We start from the raw sequence: 22,418 nt of genomic DNA, 5'->3' as shown, positions 1-22,418 counted from the left end.
ATGTCAGATTACGGCATCGATGGCGATTGCCACAAAGAGCAACGTGAGGTACGTCGTGGACCAGTGGAACATCTTCATCGGCCGTACCTTCTCGCCCCGGCGGGCCTGACCGTAGAGGTCCCAGGCCTGCTTGAGGAACAGCACGCCGAGCACGATCGCGGGAACGCCGTAGATGAAGCTCATCCCGAACGGCCACAACGCCACCGACGCCACCAGGGTCAGCGCCGTGTAGACGACGCTCTCCAGGCCGACGCGCTGGAGCGAGCGGACGACCGGCAGCATCGGGATGCCCGCCCGCGCGTAGTCGTCTTTGAACTTGATGGCCAACGCGTAGAAGTGCGGCGGCTGCCACAGGAACACGATGGCGAACATCAGCCAGGCCGCCCACGACAGCGAGCCGGTCACCGCCGCCCAGCCGATCAGCACCGGGGCCGCCCCACAGGCGCCGCCCCACACCGTGTTCTGCCAGGTGGTGCGCTTCAGCCACAGGGTGTAGACCACGTCGTAGTAGACGACCGCCGCGACGGTCAGCGCGGTCGCCAGCCAGTTCGTGAAGACCGCCATCAGCAGGGTGGACACCGCCGCCAGGACCAGCCCGAAGACGAGTGCCGACCGCGGCGACACGGTGTGCCGCGGCAGCGGCCGCCGCGACGTACGCCGCATCAGCTGGTCGATGTCGCGGTCGATGTAGCAGTTGAGCGCGTTGGCCGCCCCGGCCGCCAGCGATCCGCCGACGAGCACGACCAGCATCAGCCCGATCGAGGGCACGCCGCCGGCCGCGAGCATCATCGCCGGGACGGTCGTGACGAGCAGTAGCTCGACGATGCGGGGCTTGGTCAGCGCCACATACGCCGAGACGACGGCACGCACGGAACGTCGCGCCGGCGAACCCTCGATGACCGCGGGTTCGTCGGTGGCGGAGTCGCGTGGGGGGAGGTCTACGGGAGAGGCCGGCTCAGCGGCGAGCGTGCTCACCGCTAGAGGGTAAGCCAAGCACCAGCGCAGACCTTTTCAGCCCCGCCGAGGTGCGACCGATCACACCCTGGCGGCACCCTGGCAGCACCCTGCCGGGCCGCGATCCGCATAGCACGGCGCGCCCGGGGGAAGTGAGGGAGATCGCGTACGCACCGTGCACACGATCTGTAGGGTCTGAGGGGAAAGGCGACACCGTGGCCGCCCGAGACACACTCCGGCCGGAAGCTCACGCTGTTCCTGCACATCTGGCGAACAGCCGCGAGCGCTGGCCGGACCATCACATATGCAGGGAGCAGGAAGCACCGTGGCCGAGTTGAGTTGGTCTGATCTTGATAAGCGCGCCGTCGACACGATCCGGGTGCTGGCCATGGACGCGGTCGAGAAGTCCGGCAACGGGCATCCCGGCACGGCGATGAGCCTGGCGCCGGCGGCGTACCTCCTGTTCCAGAAGGTCATGCGGCATGATCCGGCCGATCCGCACTGGCTGGGCCGGGACCGGTTCGTGCTGTCCTGCGGGCACAGCAGCCTGACCCTCTACATTCAGCTCTACCTGAGCGGCTACGGCCTTCAGCTGTCGGATCTGCAGCAGTTGCGGCAGTGGGGCTCGCTGACTCCCGGTCACCCCGAGTACAAGCACACCCGGGGCGTCGAGACCACCACCGGCCCGCTCGGTCAGGGCATCGCCAACGCGGTCGGCATGGCGATGGCGGCCCGCCGCGAGCGTGGCATCCTCGACCCGGAGCCCGCCGTCGGCCAGAGCGTCTTCGACCACAACATCTTCGTCTTCGCCTCCGACGGCGACATCGAGGAGGGCATCAGCCACGAGGCCAGCGCCATCGCCGGCCACCAGAAGCTGGGCAACCTCATCATGATCTACGACGACAACGAGATCTCGATCGAGGACGACACCCGCATCGCCAAGTCGGAGGACGTCGTCGCGCGGTACGCCGCGTACGGGTGGCACACCGCCCGCGTCGACTGGACGCGTACGGGCAAGTACGAGGAGGACGTCGAGGCGCTCTGGCAGGCCGTGCAGGACGCCAAGGCCGAGACCGACCGGCCGAGCTTCATCGCGCTGCGCACGATCATCGGCTGGCCCGCGCCGAACAAGCAGAACACCGGCAAGATCCACGGTTCCGCCCTGGGCGCCGACGAGGTCGCCGCGACGAAGAAGATCCTCGGCTTCAACCCCGAGGCCAGCTTCGACGTCGCGGGCGAAGTGCTCGCGCACGCCCGCGCGGTCGGCGACCGGGGCGGCGAACTCCACGCCGCCTGGCAGAAGCGGTTCGACGCCTGGAGCACCGCCAACCCGGAACGCGCCGCGCTGCTCAAGCGCCTCCTCGCGCGTACGCTCCCGGAAGGCTGGACCGCGGCGTTGCCGGAGTGGCCCGCGGGCAGCAAGGCGATCGCGACCCGGGCCGCCTCGGGCGAGGTGCTGAACAAGCTGGCGCCGGTCCTGCCGGAGCTGTGGGGCGGTTCGGCCGACCTCGCGGAGAGCAACAACACGACGATGAAGGGCGAGCCGTCGTTCATCCCCGCCGAGTTCGCGACCAAGGAGTTCCCCGGTCACGAGTACGGCCGGACGCTGCACTTCGGCATCCGCGAGCACGCCATGGGCGGCATCCTCAACGGCATCGCCCTGCACGGCAAGACGCGGCCCTACGGCGGCACCTTCCTGGTCTTCAGCGACTACATGCGGCCCTCGGTACGCCTCGCGTCGCTGATGGGCCTGCCGGTGACCTACGTGTGGACGCACGACTCCATCGGCCTCGGCGAGGACGGCCCGACGCACCAGCCGATCGAGCACCTCTCGGCGCTGCGGGCGATCCCGGGGCTGGACGTCGTCCGCCCGGCCGACGCCAACGAGACCGCGCACGCCTGGCGGGCCGCGCTGGAGCACGTCGACCGGCCGACCGGCCTGGTGCTGACCCGGCAGGCGCTGCCGGTGCTCGACCCGGCCAGCGTGTCCTACGAGGACTTCACGAAGGGCGCGTACGTCCTGGCCGAGGCCGGCAACGGCAAGCCGCAGGTGATCATCATGGCCACCGGCTCCGAGGTGCCGATCGCGCTGACCGCGCGTGAGCGCCTGGAGGCCGACGGGCTGTCCACCCGGGTCGTCTCGGTGCCGTGCCAGGAGTGGTTCCGGGCGCAGGACCGGGAGTACCGCGACCTGATCCTGCCGCCGAGCGTGAAGGCCCGGGTCAGCGTCGAGGCGGCCGTCGAGATGTCGTGGCGCGACCTGGTCGGCCCGGACGGCGAGTCGGTGAGCATCGAGCACTACGGCGCGTCCGCGCCCTACCAGGTGCTGTTCGAGAAGTTCGGCTTCACGCCGGACAACGTGGTGGCGGCCGCGCGCGCGAGCCTGTCGCGCATCGGCGCCATCAAGGGTGAGACGACCGGGAACTGAGGAGACTGGTGATGGCAGGCAACCTTGCGAAGCTCTCCGCCGCAGGCGTGGCGGTGTGGCTGGACGACATCTCCCGGGAACGGCTGCACGGCGGCGGTCTCGACAAGCTGCGTACCGAGCAGCACGTCGTCGGCGTCACGAGCAACCCGACCATCTTCGCCGCCGCGCTGGCGGGCTCCGAGCTGTACGCCGAGCAGTTGCACGACCTCGCCGTACGCAAGGTGACGGTGGACGAGGCCGCCCGGATGATCACGACGTACGACGTGCGCTGGGCCTGTGACGTCATGCGTCCGGCGTACGACGCGTCCGAGGGCACCGACGGCCGCGTCTCGATCGAGGTCGACCCGCGGCTGGCCATGGCGACCGATGCCACCGTCGCCGAGGCGAAGCAGCTGTGGTGGCTGGTGGACCGGGAGAACCTCTTCATCAAGATCCCGGCGACCGAACCCGGTCTGCCGGCGATCACCCAGACCCTCGCCCACGGGATCAGCGTGAACGTGACGCTGATCTTCTCGCTGGAGCGCTACCGGGCCGTCATGGACGCCTGGCTGACCGGGCTGGAGCAGGCCAAGGCCAACGGGCACGACCTGACCAAGCTGGAATCGGTCGCGTCGTTCTTCGTGTCCCGGGTGGACACCGAGGTCGACAAGCGCCTGGACAAGATCGGTACGCCCGAGGCCCTGGCGCTGCGCGGCAAGGCCGCCGTGGCCAACGCCCGGCTGGCGTACCAGGCGTTCCTGGAGGTGGCCGGCGGCGAGCGCTGGGCGGCGCTGAAGGCGGCCGGAGCGCGGCCCCAGCGTCCGTTGTGGGCGTCGACGGGCACGAAGAACCCGGACTACTCCGACGTGCTCTACGTCGACGAGTTGATCGCGCCGGGGACCGTCAACACGATGCCCGAGAAGACGATGCGGGCCGCCGACGACCACTCGGCCGTCACGGCCGACACCATCACGACCCACTTCGTCGAGGCCCAGCAGGTCCTCGACGATCTGCGGGCGGTCGGCGTCGACATGGACGACGTCGTCGAGGTGCTCGAGACCGAAGGCGTGGAGAAGTTCGAGACCAGCTGGACCGAGCTGCTCGACGGGATCGCGGCGAAGCTGGAGCAGGCATGAGTGAGGTCGAATTCGCGGCGGGCCTGGCGGTCCGGGCGGACAGCGTCGACACCCCGGTCGCGACCCAGGCCCGGGACGAGTTGGTCGCGGCGGGCGTACCGGCGAAACTGGCGGCTCAGGACCCCTCGCTGTGGGGTCCGGCCGCCGAGGCCGAGGCGTCCGTCCGGCTCGGCTGGCTCAACGCCGCCGAGATCAGCCGCGCCCTGCTCCCCCAGCTCGCCGAGCTGGCCACGGAACTGGCCGACCTGGATCACGTCGTGCTGGCCGGCATGGGCGGCTCGTCGCTGGCCCCGGAGGTCATCTCACGTACGCTCGGCCGGCCGCTCACCGTCCTCGACACGACCGACCCCCACCAGGTACGCGCGGCGATCGCCGACCGGCTGGACCGGACCGTCGTCGTCGTGGCGAGCAAGTCGGGGTCGACCGTCGAGACCGACAGCCATCGGCGGGCGTACTGGCAGGCGTTCCTGGACGCCGGGCTCAGCGAGGCCGAGGCGGGCCGCCGGTTCGTCATCGTGACCGATCCGGGCTCCCCGCTGGAGCAGACCGCGCGCGAGATGGGCGCGTACGTCGTGCTCGCCGACCCGAACGTGGGTGGCCGCTACTCGGCGCTGACCGCGTTCGGCCTGGTCCCCACGGCGCTGGCCGGGGTCGACGTGGCCGACCTGCTCGACCAGGCGCAGGCGTTGACGCCGAGCCTGGCCGAGGCGGACGGCAATCCCGCGCTGGCGCTCGGCGCCCTGCTCGGCGCGGCCGCGCAGGCCGGCCGGGACAAGGTGAGCCTGGCCGAGGACGGCAGCGGCATCGTCGGCCTCGGCGACTGGGCCGAGCAGCTGATCGCCGAGTCCACCGGCAAGCAGGGTCTCGGCATCTTGCCTGTCGTGGTGGAGTCGCCGACCGCGCCCGGCGCCACCGGCGACGACGTGCTGACCGTGCTGGTCGGCGGGCCGCAGGACGTCACCGCTCCGGCGACGCCGGGCACCGTGGCGGTCAACGGCCCGCTCGGCGCGCAGTTCCTCGCCTGGGAGTACGCCACCGCCATCGCCGGCCGGGTCATCGGGATCGACCCGTTCGACCAGCCGAATGTGACGGAGTCCAAGGAGAACACCAAGAAGATCCTGGAGTCCGGTACGCCGATGGTGGCGGCCACCTTCACCGACGGCCCGGTCGCCGGCTACTGCTCGGCCGAGGTGTCCGATGTGGAGTCCGCCCTGCGGTGGCTGACCGAGCAGGTCGGCCCGGACGGCTACGTCGCCGTCATGGCGTACCTGGACCGGGTCGCCGACGCCCAGGCCGCCGAGGTACGCCCGCTGCTCGCCACCGCGACCGGCCGGCCGGTCACATTCGGCTGGGGGCCGCGCTTCCTGCACTCGACCGGCCAGTTCCACAAGGGCGGCCCGCAGGTCGGCGCTTTCCTCCAGATCACCGGCGCGGTCACCGACGACCTCCCGGTTCCGGGGCGCCCCTACACCTTCGGCGAGCTGCAGGCGGCGCAGGCCGCCGGCGACCGGCAGGCACTGGCCGGGCGGGGCCGCCCCCTGCTGCACCTGCACTTGAACGACCGGCGCGCCGGGGTGGCCCGCCTCCTCGACGCCGCCCGCATCTTGGGAGCCTGACGTGTCCCTCTCCCGGAGAAAGGAAGAGACGGGGCCGCGCAACCCCCTGCGCGATCCGCAGGACCGGCGACTGCCCCGCATTCCCGAACCTTGCGCCCTGGTCATCTTCGGCGTGACCGGCGACCTGTCCCGCAAGAAGCTCATTCCCGCGATCTACGACCTGGCGAACCGGGGGATGTTGCCGCCCGGCTTCGTCGTCCTGGGGTACGCCCGGCGGGACTGGGGTGACGGCGACTTCGAGGACTTCGCCCGTCAGCACGCCCAGGAGCACGCGCGTACGCCGTGGCGGGAGGAGGTGTGGCAGCGGCTCGTCGGCAACATCAAGTTCGTGGCCGGCGCGTTCGACGACGACGCCGGGTTCGACCATCTCGCCGCCACCCTGGACGACCTGCGGGAGACGCACGGCATCAAGGGCAACGCCGCGTTCTACTTCTCCATCCCGCCCGCCGCCTTCCCGACCGTGCTCAAGCAGCTCGAGCGGACCGGCATGGCGAGCAACGAGAAGTCCGGCGGCTGGCGCCGGGTGGTCGTGGAGAAGCCGTTCGGCAACGACCTGGAGTCGGCGAAGAAGCTCAACGATCTCGTCGACGACGTGTTCACCGCGCCGGACGTCTTCCGCATCGACCACTACCTCGGCAAGGAGACCGTCCAGAACATCCTGGCGCTGCGGTTCGCCAACGCGCTGTTCGAGCCGGTCTGGAACACCAAGTACGTCGACTCGGTGCAGATCACGATGGCCGAGGACGTCGGCATCGGCACCCGGGCGGCGTTCTACGACTCGGTCGGCACCGCGCGGGACGTGCTGCAGAACCACCTGTTGCAGCTGCTCGCGCTGGTGGCGATGGAGGAGCCGACGAGCTTCGACGCCAGCGAGATCCGGGCGGAGAAGCTGAAGGTGCTGCGGGCCATCAAGCTGCCCAGCGACATCGCCACCGGCACCGTACGCGGCCAGTACACCGCGGGCTGGGTGGCCGGCGAGCCGGTGGCCGGGTACCTGGAGGAGTCCGACGTCCCCGCGACCTCGACGACCGAGACCTATGTGGCCGTCGAACTGGGCATCCAGAACCGGCGCTGGGCCGAGGTTCCGTTCTACATCCGCTGCGGCAAGCGCATGCCACGCCGGGTGACCGAGGTGGCGATCCTGTTCAAGAAGGCGCCGCACCTGCCGTTCAACCCCGACGACGTGGAACTGCTCGGCAACAACCAGCTGGTCATCCGGGTGCAGCCGGACGAGGGCGTCGTGCTCAAGTTCGGCTCGAAGGTCCCCGGCACCGCGATGGAGCTGCGCGACATCGCGATGGACTTCTCCTACGGCGAGGCCTTCACCGAGGCCAGCCCGGAGGCGTACGAGCGGCTCGTCCTGGACGTCCTCATCGGCGACCGGACGCTGTTCCCGACCGCCGACGAGGTCGAGGAGAGCTGGCGGGTGGTCGACCCGCTCGAAGAGGCGTGGGCCGGCACCAAACCCGACCCCTACCGGGCCGGTACCTGGGGGCCGATCGAGGCGGACGAGATGCTGGCCCGCGAGGGCCGCACCTGGCGCCGGGCTTAGGAGGACTGAACAATGCTGGCTCTCTGGGACACGACCGGGGCCGAGGTCGTCCGCAAGCTCGCCGCCGAACGGCACTCCGCCGGCGGCGTCGCGAGCGGTCTGGCCTTGACGCTGGTCGTCGTGGTCGAAGAGGCACGCGTACGCGCGGTCGAGGACGCGGCGACGATCGCCGCCGCGTCGCACCCGTGCCGCCTCATCGTGGTCAGCCGGATCTCGCCGACCGCCGGGGCGACCCGGCCCGGCGTCGACCCGGCCAAGGATCGGCTCGACGCCGAGATCATCGTCGGCGGGCGGCTCGGCCCGGCCGAGGCGGTCGTGCTGCGGATGCACGGCGGCGTCGCCCAGCACGCCGAGAGCGTCGTGATCCCGTTGCTCGCCCCGGACGTCCCGGTGGTGACCTGGTGGCACGGCGCTCCCCCGGATCGCATCGCCGAAGACCCGCTGGGCGTCGTCGCCGAGCGCCGCATCACCGACGTCGCGCAGGCCGCCGATCCGATGGCCTCGCTGCGCCAGCGAGCGGTCGACTACGCCCCGGGGGACACCGACCTGGCCTGGACGCGTACGACGCCGTGGCGGACCCTTCTGGCGGGCGCGTTCGACACCGTGACTGAACCGGCGACGGCGGTCTCGGTGACCGCCCCGGCGGACGACCCGGTCGCCGCGCTGCTGTCGGGGTGGCTCTGCGCCCGGCTCGGCGTCACTCCGACGTTCAAGCCCGGATCGCGGCTGGACCAGGTCGCGGTGACCCTCGGCGACGGCTCCGAGCTGTCGCTGACCCGCAACGAGGGCACCGCGGTGCTGTCGCGGAGCGGCTCGCACGACCGGGTGCTGCCGTTGGTGCACCGCCGGCTCGGCGAGGAACTGGCCGAGGAGCTGCGCCGGCTCGACGCCGACCAGATCTACGCCGCCGCGCTGGAGGCCGCCACCGGCACCGAAGGGCTCAACGACCGCGTCGGCCAGCGCGTCGGGGTGAAGGACCTGGTGAACGCGTGAGCGCGGAGCACGCCGTCATCGTCCACGCCGACGCCGACCTGCTGGCCGAGGCGGTCGCGGCGCGGTTGATGGTCAAGCTGATCGACGCCCAGTCGGCCCGCGGCAGCGCGAGCATCGTGCTCACGGGTGGGCGGGTCGCCGCCGCGGTCTACCGGGCCGTGGCCGCCAGCCCGGCCCTCGGGGCCGTCGACTGGTCGCGGGTGGACGTCTGGTGGGGCGACGAGCGCTTCCTGCCGGCCGGCCACCCTGATCGCAACGAGACCCAGGCGCGCCAGGCGCTTCTCGACCTGGTTCCGCTCGATCCCGCACGGGTACGCCCGATGGCGCCGTCGGACGGGCCGGACGGGGACGATCCGGAGGCCGCCGCCGCCCGGTACGCCGCCCAGCTGGCCCGTGCCGCCGAGGGCTCGGCGGATCTGCCGTACTTCGACCTGGTGTTGCTGGGGGTGGGCGAGGACGGCCACGTCGCGTCGGTCTTCCCGGAGCAGCCGGCCGCCTACGAGACGCGTCCGGTGGCCGCCGTACGCGGAGCGCCGAAGCCGCCGCCGGTGCGGATCACCCTCACCCTCCCGGCGATCAACACCGCCGACGAGGTGTGGCTGATCGCCACGGGGTCGGGCAAGGCCGCCGCCATCGGGATGGCCGTCTCCGGCGCCGGCGCGGTGCAGGTGCCCGCCGGTGGCGTGGAGGGCGTCGGGCGTACGTTGTGGCTGCTGGACCGGGCCGCCGCCGCTCAGCTGCCGGCCAAGGCGGTCAGCCTGCGCTCCTGAGCGCCGCAGTAGCCGACCCGATAACCGCGAAAGGCCCCCGCACCGAAGTGCGGGGGCCTTTGCGTGAGTCTGATCAGAGCGGGCGGACCTGCTCGGCCTGGGGGCCCTTGGCTCCCTGAGCGATCTCGAACTCAACCCGCTGGTTCTCCTCCAGGCTGCGGTACCCGCTGCTCTGGATGGCCGAGAAGTGAACGAACACATCCGGGCCGCCGTTGTCGACCGAGATGAAGCCGAAGCCCTTGTCCGCGTTGAACCACTTGACGGTTCCCTGTGCCATGCTGCGCCTAACTCCCTTGGTGGGTTACTTCCACGTGCGTCTGCATCGTGACCTTTTAGCTGCGGAGCACGCGAAGCCTTCCCAAAAGTGCTGGTCAAGCAGCGCGAGTGAACCTCGTACGCAAAAAGATGCCATCAGCCTAGCGCATCCCCGCGACCTATGGGTGCACGGTGGGCCGGAACACGCCGAACGAGTGGATGATTACTTGACTTCCAGCTTGAGCCAGAGGCCGAGACCGACGATGCACGCGAACCAGATGACACCGACCAGAACGGTGTATCGGTCCAGGTTCTTCTCAGCGACGGACGAACCGGCCAAGTTGGAGGAGACCCCGCCGCCGAACATGCTCGACAGGCCGCCGCCCTTGCCCCGGTGGAGCAGGACCAGCAGGGTCAACAGGCCGCTCGTGAGGAGCAGGATCACGATCAGCGTGTAGGCGAACCAAATCGGCACGGGAGGTCCTCTCAGAGGGCGTTGTCGGGGATCAGAATAGCCGGACGAAGGCGCGGGAGCACACCCCGGTGGGCCTGCTCCCGCGAAGACTCCGCCCGGCCGCCGGTCAGGAGGCGCCGGACTGGCTCGGGTTCTTCAAGCCGATCGCGCTGATGTCCGGCTGGGCGAACATGGGGGAAATGAAGACGTTCGACACGTTCGACCCGTAGAGCCGCTGGGCCACGCTGTAGACCACCGGGATGGCGGCCGCCTTCTCCATGATCTTCTGGTCCAGCTCGCCCCAGAGCTTGTACTGACGCTCCAGGTCGGGCTCGGCGACCGCCTCGTCGATCAGCCGGTTGATCTCGTCGTCGTCGAAGAACGAGTAGTTGTTCGTCCCCGTCTCCCCCGGCGCGGGCAGGTTGCGGCCGTCGAACAGGGCCGGCAGCACAGCCGAGCCGTTCGGGTAGTCCGGCACCCAGCCGGCGAAGATCAGGTCGAAGTTCAGGCTGGAGTCCGAGACGTCGTGGTAGTACGTCTTGTAGGTCACCGGCACCGCCTCGACCTGGACGCCGATCCGCAGGTACATCTCGACGACCGGCTTCATCAGCCGCTTGATCGCCGGGCTGTCCCGGTACGCCACCCGCAGCTTCTTCGGGCAGTCCTTGGCCTGCTTCAGCAGCTCGGCAGCCCGGTCGATGTCGCCGTCCGGCCGGGTGTTGGTGCCGTAGACGTCGAAGTCCTTGTGCGCCGCCAGCGACGGCGGGATGAACGAGGTCGCCAGCTCACCGGAGATCGAGCCGCCCAACGCCGTACGCAGCTTGCGCTTGTCGAAGGCGTACGACAGGGCCTGCCGGCACTTCACGTCCTTGATCTTGCGGGTGTTGATCGCGAAGAAACGCACCGCGCCCGTGGTGCCGGTGGCGGTCCGGGCGGCCAGCTCGGGGTCGTTGACGACCTGCTGGAGGAAGTTCGGGGCGACATCCTGGTCGATCATGATCCCGGAGTGCTCCGGACCCTGGTCGGCGATGAGCTTGTTGGTCTCCTCGGCCGAGTCGTTGGCGGCCTGGATCATGATCTTGTCCGGGTACGCCTTGCGCACCGAGTCGGTGCCCGCGTCCCAGTTGTCGTTGCGGACCAGGGTAAGCGCGGCGTCGGTCCGATCGGTGATCTTGTAAGGGCCGGAGGAGAACGGCTGCTCGTCGTACGCCGGCCGGTCCTTGCCCTCGATCTCCTGGCGGACCGGGGCCAGCCCGGTGAGCGCGGCGACGTAGCCGAAGTCGCCGACCGCCTGCTTCAGGTGGTACTGGACCGTCTTCTCGTCGACGCACTCGACGGCCTTGATGCCCTGGCCGCCGTTGTTGCCGTTGAGGAACGGGCCCTTGTAGTCCTTCGGCGCGTCCAGGTAGTTGCGGACGTAGGGCAGCCCGTCCTGCATCAGCTCGGAGAAGTTGCGCTCGGCGCCGTACTTGAGGTCCTTGCAGGTGACCGGGGTCCCGTCCTGCCACTTCACCCCGTCGCGGAGCTTGAACTCCCAGGTCTTGTTCCCGTCGGACGGCCGCCCGGTGTCGGTGGCCAGGTCGGGCACGATCTCGCTGGCCGCGTCCCCCGGCTCCGCCTTGGTCGTCGTCAGCGTCCGGGTGATCAGGCGACTGATGTTGACCTCGAGCGCGGCGTTGATGATCTGCGGATCGAGGTGATCGGGCAGGGCCCCGACGAAGACGGTGAGGGTGCCGCCCTTCGCGGGGGCGTCGGCCTCCGTGCTGGCGGCCGAGTCGCAGGCGGCGACGCCGCTCAGGACCAGCGCGGCGGTGACCCCGTACGCGGCCCGGCGACGCCAGGCTGGGGCGGTGACATGGCGGTGCATGCTCGTCCTCATGGGGGGTGGGGATGGGACGCCAGACACTCTATGGTTTGCGCCGTACGCGCGGGAACCCGGGCGGCCTTTCGCAATCAACTCCTGACCTTGACCTGACGCAAGGTCAGGAGTCGATGACTCAGCGCGTCACCGGCCGGCTCCGGATCACTGGAGCCGGAAGCAGCGCAGCTGGGCGAAGTCGTTCCGGGTCGCCCAGTAGATCACCGAGCGGGTGGTGGGGCCGTAGATCCCGTCGGCGCTGATGCCGTACGCGTTCTGGATCGAGGCGACCTTCGCCTTGGTGGCCGGACCGTAGACGCCGTCGACCGTCAGGCCGGTCTGGTAGCAGTCGTTCAGCTCCCGCTGGAGCACCTTCACCGCCGCGTTGGCGATCCCCGACTGGAGGTGGCAGTTCGTGCTGCCGCTGGCCGAGGGGACGCTCGCGGACAGCCGGGCGCCGGTGTAGGGGTCGATGCCCGTGGTGGGCTGCAGGACGGAGCTGGTGCAGACCGGCGTCGCCGCCGCGGCCGGGGACGCCGGCAGCAGGACCGTCGCACACGCGACGAGCGCGGTCGCCACCGCGATGACTCGTTTCATGGTTCCTCCCGTGAAATCGGTCCGAAGTGGACCGTGACCTCGCGATCCGCCGATCGCGACAGCGAGAGTTTTCCATGAAGCAGTTCGGCGCGACGCCCCGCTGGGACATCGCGCCGAACTCGGTTCTAAGCCGGGCGGATCAGGCCGCCTTGGCGTACCGGACGATCCCGGCGAACTCCTCCAGGACCAGGCTGGCCCCGCCGACCAGGGTGCCGTCCACATCGGGCTGCGCCATGATGCCGGCCGCGTTCGCCGCCTTCACCGAGCCGCCGTAGAGGATGCGCACCTTCTGCGCGACGTCGGCGCCGAAGACCTCGGAGATCCGGCCCCGGATCGCGCCGATGACCTCCTGCGCGTCCTCCGCGCCGCAGGTCTTGCCGGTGCCGATCGCCCAGACCGGCTCGTACGCGACGACGACCTTCTCGACCTGCTCGGCCTTGAGGCCGTCCAGGCCCCCGTCGAGCTGGGTGAGGGTGTGCGTCACGTGCTCGCCGCGCTCGCGGATCTCCAGGCCCTCGCCGACGCAGAGGATCGGCGCGATCTCGTTGGCCAGCGCCGCCTTGACCTTGGCGTTGACCAGCGCGTCGTCCTCGTTGTGGTACTCACGCCGCTCGGAGTGGCCGACGGCGACGTACTGGCAGCCGAGCTTGGCCAGCATCGCGCCGGAGATCTCCCCGGTGTACGCCCCGGACACGTGCGCCGAGACGTCCTGCGCGCCGTAGCCGATGAGCCACTTGTCACCGTCGATCGCGGTCTGCACGCTGCGGATGTCCGTGAACGGCGGCAGCACGACGACCTCGACGTCGGTCAGCTCCTTCTCGGTCAGCGTGTGAGCCAGCTTCTGCACCAGCGCGATGGCCTCGAGGTGGTTGAGGTTCATCTTCCAGTTGCCGGCCATCAGGGGCCGGCGCTTCGCCTCAGCCATTCACTGCTCCAGTGCTTCGATGCCCGGGAGGTCCTTGCCCTCCAGGAACTCCAGGGACGCGCCGCCGCCGGTCGAGATGTGGCCGAAGCCGCTCTCGTCGATGCCGAGCGCACGGACCGCGGCCGCCGAGTCGCCACCGCCGACGACGGTGAGCCCGTCGACCTTGGTGATCGCCTCCGCCACGCCCCGCGTCCCGGCCGCGAACGGGGCCAGCTCGAACACGCCCATCGGGCCGTTCCAGAAGACCGTCTTCGCGCCGGACAGGGCGTCGGCGAACTCGGCGACCGAAGCCGGGCCGATGTCGAGGCCGAGCCAACCGGCCGGGATCTCGGTCGCGGACACGGTCCGCGTGGCGGCGTCGGCGGCGAACTTGTCCGCCACGACGACGTCGGACGGCAGCAGGATCTTGCCGTCCGCCCGCTCCAGCAGCTCGCGGCAGGTGCCGACCATCTCGTCCTGCAGCAGTGAGGCGCCGACCTCGTGGCCCTGGGCCTTGAGGAAGGTGAAGCACATGCCGCCGCCGATGAGCAGCCGGTCCACCTTCGGCAGCAGCGCCTCGATGACGGCCAGCTTGTCGGAGACCTTCGAGCCGCCGAGCACCACGACATACGGCCGGGCCGGGTCGCCGGTGAGCGTACGCAGCACCTCGACCTCGCGGAGGACCAGACCACCCGCATAGTGCGGCAGGCGCGCCGGGACGTCGTAGACGCTGGCGTGCTTGCGGTGCACCGCACCGAACGCGTCGTCCACGTACGCGTCGCCGAACGCGGCGAGCTGGTCGGCGAACGCGCCCCGCTCGGCGGCGTCCTTGCTGGTCTCCCCGGCGTTGAAGCGCAGGTTCTCCAGCAGCGCGACTTGCCCGTCGGCCAGTCCGGCGACGGCCGCCTGAGCGGACTCGCCGACCGTGTCCGTCGCGAAGGCGATCGCCGATGAGCCCTCGGGTGAAGAGCCGGAAGTGCGGTCAGCGCCGAGCAGCTCCCCGAGCCGGTCCGCGACCGGCTGCAAGGTGAACGCGGGGTCCGGAGCACCCTTCGGACGCCCGAGGTGCGACATGACGACGACCCTCGCACCCGCTTCCCGCAGGGCCACGATGGTCGGCAGGACGGCCCGGATGCGGCCGTCGTCGGCGATCTGCGCCGGGTCGGATCCCTTGACGAAGGGCACGTTCAGGTCGGCGCGCACGAGCACGCGCCGACCTGAAACACCCTCGCTCAGGAGCTGATCGAGGGATTTGATCGTCACAGCGAGGCGCCCACGAACTTCACGAGGTCGACCAGGCGGTTCGAGTAGCCCCACTCGTTGTCGTACCAGCCGACAACCTTCACCAGGTTGCCGCCGGTGACCTTGGTCAGGCCGGCGTCGAAGATGCAGGACGCCGGGTCGGTGACGATGTCCGAGGAGACGATGTCGTCCTCGGTGTAGGTCAGGTAGCCCTTGAGCGCGCCCTCGGCCGCGGCCTTGACGGCGGCGTTGACCTCTTCGACCGTGGTCTCACGGGCGGCGGTGAAGGTCAGGTCGGTCGCCGAGCCGGTCGGGATCGGCACGCGCATCGCGAAACCGTCGAGCTTGCCCTTCAGCTCCGGCAGCACCAGGCCGATCGCCTTGGCGGCGCCGGTCGACGTCGGGACGACGTTCACCGCGGCGGCGCGGGCGCGACGCAGGTCCTTGTGCGGGCCGTCCTGCAGGTTCTGGTCCTGGGTGTACGCGTGGATCGTGGTCATCAGACCCTTCTCGATGCCGATCGCGTCGTTGAGCGCCTTGGCCATCGGGGCCAGGCAGTTCGTCGTGCACGAGGCATTCGAGATGATCGTGTGCGCGGCCGGGTCGTACTTGTCCTGGTTCACACCCATGACGAGGGTGATGTCCTCACCCTTGGCCGGCGCCGAGATGATGACCTTCTTCGCGCCGTTGTCGGCGTGCACCTTCGCCTTGGCGGCGTCGGTGAACAGGCCGGTCGACTCGATGACGACGTCCGCGCCCAGGTCGCCCCACGGCAGCTTGCCCGGGTCCCGCTCGGAGAACACCTTGAACGACTTGCCGTTGACGGTGATGTCCTCGTCGGTCGCCTTCACCTCGTACGGCAGCCGGCCCAGAATGCTGTCGTACTTCAGCAGGTGCGCCAGGGTCGCGTTGTCGGTCAGGTCGTTGGCGGCGACCAGCTCGATGTCCGCGCCCGACTGCAGCAGCGCCCGGTAGAAGTTCCGGCCGATACGGCCGAACCCGTTGATGCCAACCCGGATGGTCACGTGTCCCATCTCCTCGCTAGCGCCGGCGCTGACGGCCGGCGGCCGATATTTCTGTCCGGCAGCGTCGCCTTCCGTTCCGACCCTATCCCAACGACTGTGTCCCAGGTCCGCGGGGCTGACAGACCGTCGCTCCCGCCGGGCACGCCCCGACCGCGTTGATCATGGAGTTAACTGTGGTCTCGACGGTGTGTCGAGGGGGTAAATCCCATGATCAACGCGCGCGACGACGCGCGGACCGACGCGCGGAACGGGGGCGGGGGGCGACGGGTGGGTTAGACGGAGAGCATGTCTGGGGTTACGGCGGCTTCGGTGTCCGGAATGCCGAGATCGCGGGCTCGCTTGTCGGCCAGCGCCAGCAGACGGCGGATCCGGCCGGCGATCGCGTCCTTGGTCAGCGGCGGGTCGGCCAGCGCGCCCAGCTCCTCCAACGAGGCCTGCCGGTGCTCCAGCCGCAAACGGCCGGCGCTCGTCAGGTGCCCGGGGGCGTCGTCGGCGAGGATCTCGAGCGCCCGGGTCACCCGGGCCGCTGCCGCGACCGCCGCCCGCGCGGAGCGCCGCAGGTTCGCGTCGTCGAAGTTGGCCAACCGGTTGGCCGTCGCCCGCACCTCTCGGCGTACCCGTCGCTCTTCCCAGGCGAGCACACTCGCGTGCGCGCCGACCCGGGCGAGCAGCGCGGCGATCGCGTCGCCGTCCTTGACCACGACCCGGTCCACCCCGCGAACCTCGCGGGCCTTCGCGGTGCTGATGCCCAGTCGCCGCGCCGAGCCGACTAGCGCGAGCGCCGACTCCGGCCCGGGACAGGTGATCTCCAGCGCGCACGAGCGGCCCGGCTCGGTCAGCGAGCCGTGCGCGAGGAACGCGCCCCGCCACGCCGCGACCTGGCAGCACATGTTGCCCGAGACGACGTGCGGCGGCAGGCCGCGCACCGGGCGGCCGCGCACGTCGAGCAGCCCGGTCTGCCGGGCCAGCGCCTCGCCGTCCTTGACGACGCGCACGATGTAATGACTGCCCTTCCGCAGCCCGCCGGAGGCGAGGATGTGGATCTCGCTCGGGTAGCCGTACAGGTCGGCGACGGTGGCTCGCAGCCGCCGGGCAACCGCCCCGGTGTCCAGTTCCGCCTCCACGACGACCCGGCCGGAGACGATGTGCAAACCGCCCGCGAAGCGCAGCAGCGCGGCCATCTCGGCCCGCCGGCAGCACGGCTTCGGCACGTCCACCCGGCTGAGCTCGTCCTTGACCGCCGCGGTCATCGCCATCGTGTCACTCCACCTCATGCCTCGTGCTTCGGGTCGCCTCGGGCGCTCAGGCCTCGTCCGGCGCCGCGCTCCTGCGCGCCGGTCGTCAGTGCTTAACGAGCGGTGCGGCGGCTCCGCACTGCCTTTCTCCGCCAACACTCGGCGTTCGTCACGCCTTCCCCGCCTTGAGCAGTGGCTCCAACGCCGTGGCCAGGGCGGGCGGGTCGTGTCGCGGCACCGTCCGGCCGACGGCGAGCCGGCCGAGGGCGAGCCGCGCGCCCAGCGACCGCGCCGCGGCCCCGACGGTTGCCGGGTCCTCGACGGCGTCCCCGTCGGCAAGAACAATATCTGCCCGGAAATCTGGCAAGTAACGGGTCAACGCCCCGAGATGGTCGGCGAGCGACAAACCACCGGTTTCGCCCTCAGCCGCCAGATTCAGGGTGATCAACCGCTTTGCCCGGGTTTTGACGACGGCCGCCGCCAATTCCGGTACCAGCAGATGCGGGATGACACTGGTGTACCAGCTGCCCGGGCCGAACAGCAGCCAATCGGCCGACAGTACGGCCGCGACCGCCTCCGGGCAGGCCTCCGGCGCGGGCGGGAGCAACCGCACCACCTCGATGTCACCGGGCGACACCGCAATCTCGTGCTGCCCCTGGACGGTGACCATGTCGTCCGGCCGGGCGGGGTCGCCGCCGCGGATGTCGGCTTCGAGAGTGACCGGCAGCCGGCACATCGGCAGCACTCGGCCCTGCGCGCGGACCATGGCCGCCGCGTGTTCCAGCGCCACCACCGGGTCGCCGAACTGCTCCATCAGGCCCAGCAGCACGATGTTGCCGACCGGATGACCCGCCAGCGCGTCCGTTCCGGCGAACCGGTGCTGAAACAGGTCAGCGGACCGGCGGCTGACCGGGTCGTCGTCGGCCAGCGCCGCCAGCGCCTGGCGCAGATCGCCGGGCGGCAGCGCCCCACGATCGAGACGCAGCCGACCGCTGGAGCCGCCGTTGTCGCCGACCGTGACGATCGCGGTGATGTCGAGGGACGCGGGGATCGCCCGCAACGCCCGCAACGACGCCGACAGGCCGGTCCCGCCTCCGAAGGCGACGATCCTCACTCGCGCCCCAAGTCCCGGTGCTGCGCGCTCGCCACCACCCGCAGCTCCCGCAGTCGACGCGCCAGCTCCTCGGCGATCGCCACACTGCGGTGCTTACCGCCGGTGCAGCCGACGGCGACGGTGAGGTAGCGCTTGCCCTCGCGTTCGAAGCCCGGCGCGGTCGCGTTGATCAGGCGGGCGTACGTCTCGACGAAGGTCGCCGCGCCCCGCTGGCCCAGCACGTAACGGCTCACGTCGCTGTCGCGCCCGGTGTGGTCGCGCAGCTCCGGCACCCAGAACGGGTTTGGCAGGAACCGCGCGTCCAGCACGAAATCCGCGTCCGGCGGCAAGCCGTACTTGAACCCGAACGACAGCACCGTCACCCGCAGCTTCAGCGCGTCCTCGCCGGCGAACAGCTCCTCGACCCGGCTGCGCAGCTGATTCACGTTCAGGTGACTGGTGTCGATCACTACGTCGGCCAGATCTCGGGCCTCGGCCAGCAGCTCCCGCTCGGCCGCGATCCCGTCGGAGAGCCGCCCATTGCCCTGCAGCGGATGCGACCGGCGGACGTTCTCGAACCGACGGATCAGCACGTCGTCGTCGGCGTCGACGAAGACCACGCGCGGGGCGAACCCGCGCTCGCGCAACGCCTTCACCGCACCGGCGAGATCCGTCGAGAAGGCCCGGCTGCGGACGTCGAGCACCATCGCAGTCTGCCGCGCCGCGCCGCCGGCCTCATGGGCCAGCTCCGCCATCTGCACCATCAACGCCTGCGGAAGATTGTCGACGACGTAGTAGCCGACGTTCTCCAACGCCCGCGCGACCGTCGACCGGCCCCCGCCGGACACCCCCGTCACGATCACCAGGTCGGTCTTCGACCGCGAGGCCGCCTCCACGGCCGAGGTCTCGGCTTCCGTCACCGCTCGCCACTCCCCTGCCCAGCATCCCCGCGCACGACCAGGCAGGCCGCGGCGCCCCGCCGCAGAGTCTACCGAGGTGGTTCGGGGGTCTGATCGGTGCCTTTGGGGTCGCTGTCGGCTTCGGCCTCGCCGTGCAGGGCCGCCAGCACCGCCGCCGCCGTCCGCGGGCCCATCCCGGGCACCGCCGCGATCTCGGCCAACGACGCCGCACCCAGCTTCTTCACCGAGCCGAACTGCCGCAGGAGGGCCTTACGGCGTACCTCGCCGAGGCCGGGCACCTCGTCGAGCGCCGAGGTGGTCATCCGCTTCGAGCGCCGCTGCCGATGGAACGTGATGGCGAAGCGGTGGGCCTCATCGCGTACGCGTTGGAGCAGGTAGAGCCCCTCCGAGCTGCGCGACAGGATGACCGGCAGATCGTCGTCGGGCAGCCAGACCTCCTCCAGCCGCTTGGCCAGACCGCAGACGGCGACGTCGACGACGCCCAGTTCGGCCAGCACCGACGCGGCCGCGTTGACCTGGGGCTGACCGCCGTCGACGACGACCAGCTGCGGCGGGTACGCGAACTTCTTGGCCCGTCCGTCGTCCTCCAGCGACGGCTCGGCGTCCCGTTCGGCCAGGTACGCCGCGAAGCGCCGCCGGATGACCTCGGAGATCGCCGAGACGTCGTCGGTCGCGCCCTTGATGATGAACCGCCGGTACTCACTCTTTCGGGCGAGTCCGTCCTCGAACACGACCATGCTGGCGACCACGTCGGTGCCCTGGATCTGGGAGATGTCGAAGCACTCCACCCGCAGCGGCGCGGTCGGCAGGGCGAGCGCCTCGGCGATCTCCTCCAGCGCGGCGCTGCGCGCCGTCAGGTCGGTGGCCCGCCGCAGCTTGTGCCGGGTCAGCGCCTCGGCCGCGTTGCGGGCGACCGTCTCCATCAGCGTCTTCTTGTCCCCCCGTTGCGGTACGCGCAGCGACACCCGCGATCCGCGCCGGTCGGCGAGCCACGCCTCCAACGCGTCGGCGTCGGCGGGCAGCTCGGGGACGAGCACCTCCCGGGGCACGTCGGCGCCCTCGGCGGTGTCGCCGTAGATCTGCGAGCAGAAGTGGTGCACCAGGTCGCCCGTGGTGAGCTGCTCGGTCTTCTCGACGACCCAGCCGCGCTGGCCCCGGACCCGGCCGCCCCGCACGTGGAAGACCTGAACGGCGGCTTCGAGCTGGTCCTCGGCGAACGCCACCACGTCGGCGTCGGTGCCGTCGCCGAGCACGACCGCCTGCTTCTCCAGCGCCTTGCGGGCGGCGCCCAGGTCGTCGCGGAGCCGGGCGGCGCGCTCGTAGTCCATCTCGGACGAAGCGCCGAACATCTCCCGTTCCAGCCGCTTGAGCAGCTTGTCGGTGCCGCCCGCCATGAAGTCGCAGAACTCGTCGACGATCGCCCGATGCTCCGCGGCGGACACCCGGCCGACGCAGGGCGCCGAGCATTTGCCGATGTAGCCGAGCAGGCAGGGCCGGTCGATCTGGTTCGCCCGTTTGAACACCCCGGCGCTGCACGTCCGGGCCGGGAAGACCCGGAGCAGCAGGTCGAGCGTCTCGCGGATGGCCCAGGCGTGCGAGTAAGGACCGAAGTAGCGCACGCCTTTGCGCTTCGCGCCCCGCATCACCTGCAGGCGCGGATATTCCTCGTCGAGGGTGACCGCCAGGAACGGGTACGACTTGTCGTCGCGGTACTTGACGTTGAACCGCGGGTCGAACTCCTTGATCCAGGCGTATTCGAGCTGGAGCGCCTCGACCTCGGTGCCGACCGTCACCCAGTCCACTGAGGAGGCCGTGGTGACCATCTGCTGGGTCCGCGGATGCAGCGACCACAGGTCGGCGAAGTACGAGTTGAGTCGTTGGCGCAGGCTCTTGGCCTTGCCGACGTAGATCACCCGGCCGCTCGGATCGCGGAACCGATAGACCCCCGGCGACTCCGGAATGGTGCCGGTGGCGGGGCGGTACGTCGAAGGATCGGCCACGCCGCAAGCCTACTCAGGACGGCTGACAAGATCGCTTCGCTGCCCCGCCACCGGCGGGGATCACGAGAGCTTGATGTCGGCGCCGTCGACGACGATCGTCTTCTCGGCCAGTGCCTTGGTCGCGGGCGGGCTCACCACTGAGCCGTCCGTGATGGAGAACTTGCTGAAGTGGCAGTCGCAGTTGATCGTGCCGTTCGACACCCCGGACAGCGGGCACTGCTGGTGGGTGCACATGCTGTCGAAGGCCTTGAAGGTACCGGCGGTGGGCTGGGTGACGACCACGCCGGCGGCGGTGATGACCTTGCCACCGCCGACCGGGATGTCACTGGTCTTCGCGATAGCCGCGCCGCCACCGCCACCGGTGCTGCCGCCGGTGGCTCCGGCGGTCGCGCCCGTCGAGCCGCCGCCCGCGGCGGTGGTCGGGGAGGCAGTCGGCGTCTCGTCGGCCGAACAGGCGGTGAGCAGGGCCGCCGCGCCGACGGCGCCCGCCGAGGCGAACAGCGTACGGCGGGAGGTGGATGGGGTGTTCTCGGTCCGCTCGGTCATTTCAGACAGGCTAGTGGCCAGAAAACGCGTTGTAAGTAGTTGAACCATCACAATTTCCTGTGGCCCGGTCTCGCCCTGCGGAAGTGACGATCACGTCACACCGGCGGGCTCGTTGGAGCACGTGATGAAACTGATCACCTCGCCCGACCAGGCGCTGCGGCAGGCGACCGCGCCCTGGTTCTCGGCCCGGCCGGCCCGCGACACCGAGCTGGTCCACGTCGCCTTCTTCGGCCAGTTCACCCCCGGTCCAGGGCGCGCCGGTCGTCGGCACGGCGATCGCGGCGCTCTCCGGCGACCCGCGGTTCGTCTTCACCGTCGTCGGGTCCGGCCCCGACCTGCCGGCCACGCGTACGGCGGCCGCCCCGAACGCCTGGGTCACCTGGCGCGAATGGGTGGCCGCGCACGAGTTGCCCGGCCTGATCGCCGGGCACGACGTCTGCCTGGGCATCTTCGGCACGTCCCGGCGAGCGCTGTCGGTCGTGCCGACCGAGGTCTACCAAGCCGCCGCCGCGGGCTGCGCGGTCGTCACCTCCGACACCGCCCCGCAGCGGGCAGCCTTCGGCGACGCCGCCGTGCTCGTCCCGGCCGGCGACCCGGCCGCCCTCGCCGCGGCGCTCCGGCAGCTCGCCGACGACCCCGACGAGCTCACCCGCCTGCGCAAGGCCGCCCGGGACCGGGCCCGGGAACGCTTCGGCGCCTAGCCCCGACGCCCTGCCCTCGGCGCCGTGAGTTGATCTAGGCGGGAAAGGGTCGCCGGGGCCGCCAACTCCCGCCTAGCGGACGATCGAGCCGATGCCGAGCAGCCCGACGAGGATCAGGCCACCGGCGACGAACCAGCCGGCCGGCGGCAGCTCGACGTCC

20 protein-coding genes and 1 pseudogene are annotated in these 22,418 nt (G+C 70.6%); 7 read left to right on the top strand and 14 right to left on the bottom strand.

What is annotated here, in order from left to right:
• Nucleotides 1-3 precede the first annotated feature (3 nt).
• Nucleotides 4-897 carry a heme o synthase gene (locus AB0M47_RS18220; RefSeq protein WP_363414776.1) on the bottom strand — a complete coding sequence of 298 codons (894 nt, stop codon included), beginning with the start codon at nt 895-897 and terminating at the stop codon, nt 4-6.
• Nucleotides 898-1,279: 382 nt separating this feature from the next.
• Between AB0M47_RS18220 and tkt the strand changes: the two genes are divergently transcribed.
• From tkt to pgl, 6 genes are read left to right on the top strand one after another with little or no spacing between them, the layout of a single operon-like run.
• Nucleotides 1,280-3,382 (top strand): transketolase, encoded by a 2,103-nt coding sequence (gene tkt, locus AB0M47_RS18215; protein WP_363414666.1) that lies wholly within the window; start codon nt 1,280-1,282, stop codon nt 3,380-3,382.
• A gap of 11 nt (nt 3,383-3,393) precedes the next feature.
• Nucleotides 3,394-4,497, top strand: coding sequence for a transaldolase (tal, locus tag AB0M47_RS18210; RefSeq protein WP_363414663.1), 1,104 nt, complete (start codon nt 3,394-3,396; stop codon nt 4,495-4,497).
• Entirely contained in the window at nt 4,494-6,113 is a 1,620-nt protein-coding gene (locus AB0M47_RS18205) for a glucose-6-phosphate isomerase (RefSeq protein ID WP_363414660.1), read from the top strand. Before tal ends, AB0M47_RS18205 begins: the two co-directional genes overlap by 4 nt.
• 1 nt (nt 6,114) lies before the next feature.
• Nucleotides 6,115-7,665, top strand: coding sequence for a glucose-6-phosphate dehydrogenase (zwf, locus tag AB0M47_RS18200; RefSeq protein WP_363414657.1), 1,551 nt, complete (start codon nt 6,115-6,117; stop codon nt 7,663-7,665).
• Between the two features lie 12 nt (nt 7,666-7,677).
• Nucleotides 7,678-8,658, top strand: coding sequence for a glucose-6-phosphate dehydrogenase assembly protein OpcA (locus AB0M47_RS18195; RefSeq protein WP_363414654.1), 981 nt, complete (start codon nt 7,678-7,680; stop codon nt 8,656-8,658).
• Nucleotides 8,655-9,428: a 6-phosphogluconolactonase gene (pgl, locus tag AB0M47_RS18190; protein ID WP_363414651.1), complete on the top strand. Its 774-nt coding sequence runs from the start codon at nt 8,655-8,657 to the stop codon at nt 9,426-9,428. The genes AB0M47_RS18195 and pgl overlap by 4 nt, the downstream gene beginning before the upstream one ends.
• A gap of 73 nt (nt 9,429-9,501) precedes the next feature.
• Here pgl and AB0M47_RS18185 read toward each other — a convergent pair whose 3' ends face one another.
• The 13 genes from AB0M47_RS18185 to AB0M47_RS18125 form a co-directional block, all read right to left on the bottom strand.
• Nucleotides 9,502-9,705: a cold-shock protein gene (locus tag AB0M47_RS18185; RefSeq protein WP_027347011.1), complete on the bottom strand. Its 204-nt coding sequence runs from the start codon at nt 9,703-9,705 to the stop codon at nt 9,502-9,504.
• Between the two features lie 201 nt (nt 9,706-9,906).
• Nucleotides 9,907-10,158, bottom strand: a complete 252-nt coding sequence (secG, locus tag AB0M47_RS18180; protein WP_253761742.1) for a preprotein translocase subunit SecG — start codon at nt 10,156-10,158, stop codon at nt 9,907-9,909.
• A gap of 106 nt (nt 10,159-10,264) precedes the next feature.
• Nucleotides 10,265-12,004 (bottom strand): ABC transporter substrate-binding protein, encoded by a 1,740-nt coding sequence (locus AB0M47_RS18175; protein ID WP_363414647.1) that lies wholly within the window; start codon nt 12,002-12,004, stop codon nt 10,265-10,267.
• Nucleotides 12,005-12,160: 156 nt separating this feature from the next.
• The gene (locus AB0M47_RS18170) at nt 12,161-12,592 is read right to left on the bottom strand and encodes a peptidoglycan-binding domain-containing protein (protein WP_363414644.1); all 432 of its coding nucleotides are present in this window, start codon (nt 12,590-12,592) and stop codon (nt 12,161-12,163) included.
• Between the two features lie 139 nt (nt 12,593-12,731).
• On the bottom strand, nt 12,732-13,517 hold the full coding sequence (tpiA, locus tag AB0M47_RS18165; protein WP_363414641.1) for a triose-phosphate isomerase: 786 nt from the start codon (nt 13,515-13,517) through the stop codon (nt 12,732-12,734).
• Nucleotides 13,518-14,759: a phosphoglycerate kinase gene (locus AB0M47_RS18160; protein ID WP_363414638.1), complete on the bottom strand. Its 1,242-nt coding sequence runs from the start codon at nt 14,757-14,759 to the stop codon at nt 13,518-13,520.
• Nucleotides 14,756-15,763, bottom strand: coding sequence for a type I glyceraldehyde-3-phosphate dehydrogenase (gene gap, locus AB0M47_RS18155; protein WP_253761737.1), 1,008 nt, complete (start codon nt 15,761-15,763; stop codon nt 14,756-14,758). The genes AB0M47_RS18160 and gap overlap by 4 nt, the downstream gene beginning before the upstream one ends.
• A 272-nt stretch (nt 15,764-16,035) precedes the next feature.
• Nucleotides 16,036-17,019, bottom strand: coding sequence for a DNA-binding protein WhiA (whiA, locus tag AB0M47_RS18150; RefSeq protein ID WP_253761736.1), 984 nt, complete (start codon nt 17,017-17,019; stop codon nt 16,036-16,038).
• 148 nt (nt 17,020-17,167) lie between these two features.
• Nucleotides 17,168-18,112 (bottom strand): uridine diphosphate-N-acetylglucosamine-binding protein YvcK, encoded by a 945-nt coding sequence (gene yvcK / locus AB0M47_RS18145; protein WP_363414634.1) that lies wholly within the window; start codon nt 18,110-18,112, stop codon nt 17,168-17,170.
• Nucleotides 18,109-19,011, bottom strand: coding sequence for an RNase adapter RapZ (gene rapZ / locus AB0M47_RS18140; protein ID WP_253761734.1), 903 nt, complete (start codon nt 19,009-19,011; stop codon nt 18,109-18,111). The genes yvcK and rapZ overlap by 4 nt, the downstream gene beginning before the upstream one ends.
• Before the next feature lie 68 nt (nt 19,012-19,079).
• The gene (gene uvrC, locus AB0M47_RS18135) at nt 19,080-21,011 is read right to left on the bottom strand and encodes an excinuclease ABC subunit UvrC (RefSeq protein WP_363414631.1); all 1,932 of its coding nucleotides are present in this window, start codon (nt 21,009-21,011) and stop codon (nt 19,080-19,082) included.
• A gap of 60 nt (nt 21,012-21,071) precedes the next feature.
• On the bottom strand, nt 21,072-21,557 hold the full coding sequence (locus tag AB0M47_RS18130) for a Rieske (2Fe-2S) protein (RefSeq protein WP_363414628.1): 486 nt from the start codon (nt 21,555-21,557) through the stop codon (nt 21,072-21,074).
• A gap of 90 nt (nt 21,558-21,647) precedes the next feature.
• Complete coding sequence (locus tag AB0M47_RS18125) at nt 21,648-21,797, bottom strand: hypothetical protein (protein WP_363414625.1); 150 nt, start codon at nt 21,795-21,797, stop codon at nt 21,648-21,650.
• Between the two features lie 17 nt (nt 21,798-21,814).
• Between AB0M47_RS18125 and AB0M47_RS18120 the strand changes: the two are divergent.
• Nucleotides 21,815-22,258, top strand: a pseudogene (locus AB0M47_RS18120) (glycosyltransferase); the annotation flags it as partial.
• Nucleotides 22,259-22,418: the final 160 nt, after the last annotated feature.

This window comes from Hamadaea sp. NPDC051192, from assembly GCF_040682475.1.
Taxonomy (GTDB): Bacteria; Actinomycetota; Actinomycetes; order Mycobacteriales; family Micromonosporaceae; genus Hamadaea; species Hamadaea flava.
This window is presented reverse-complemented; position numbering and strand designations above follow the sequence as displayed.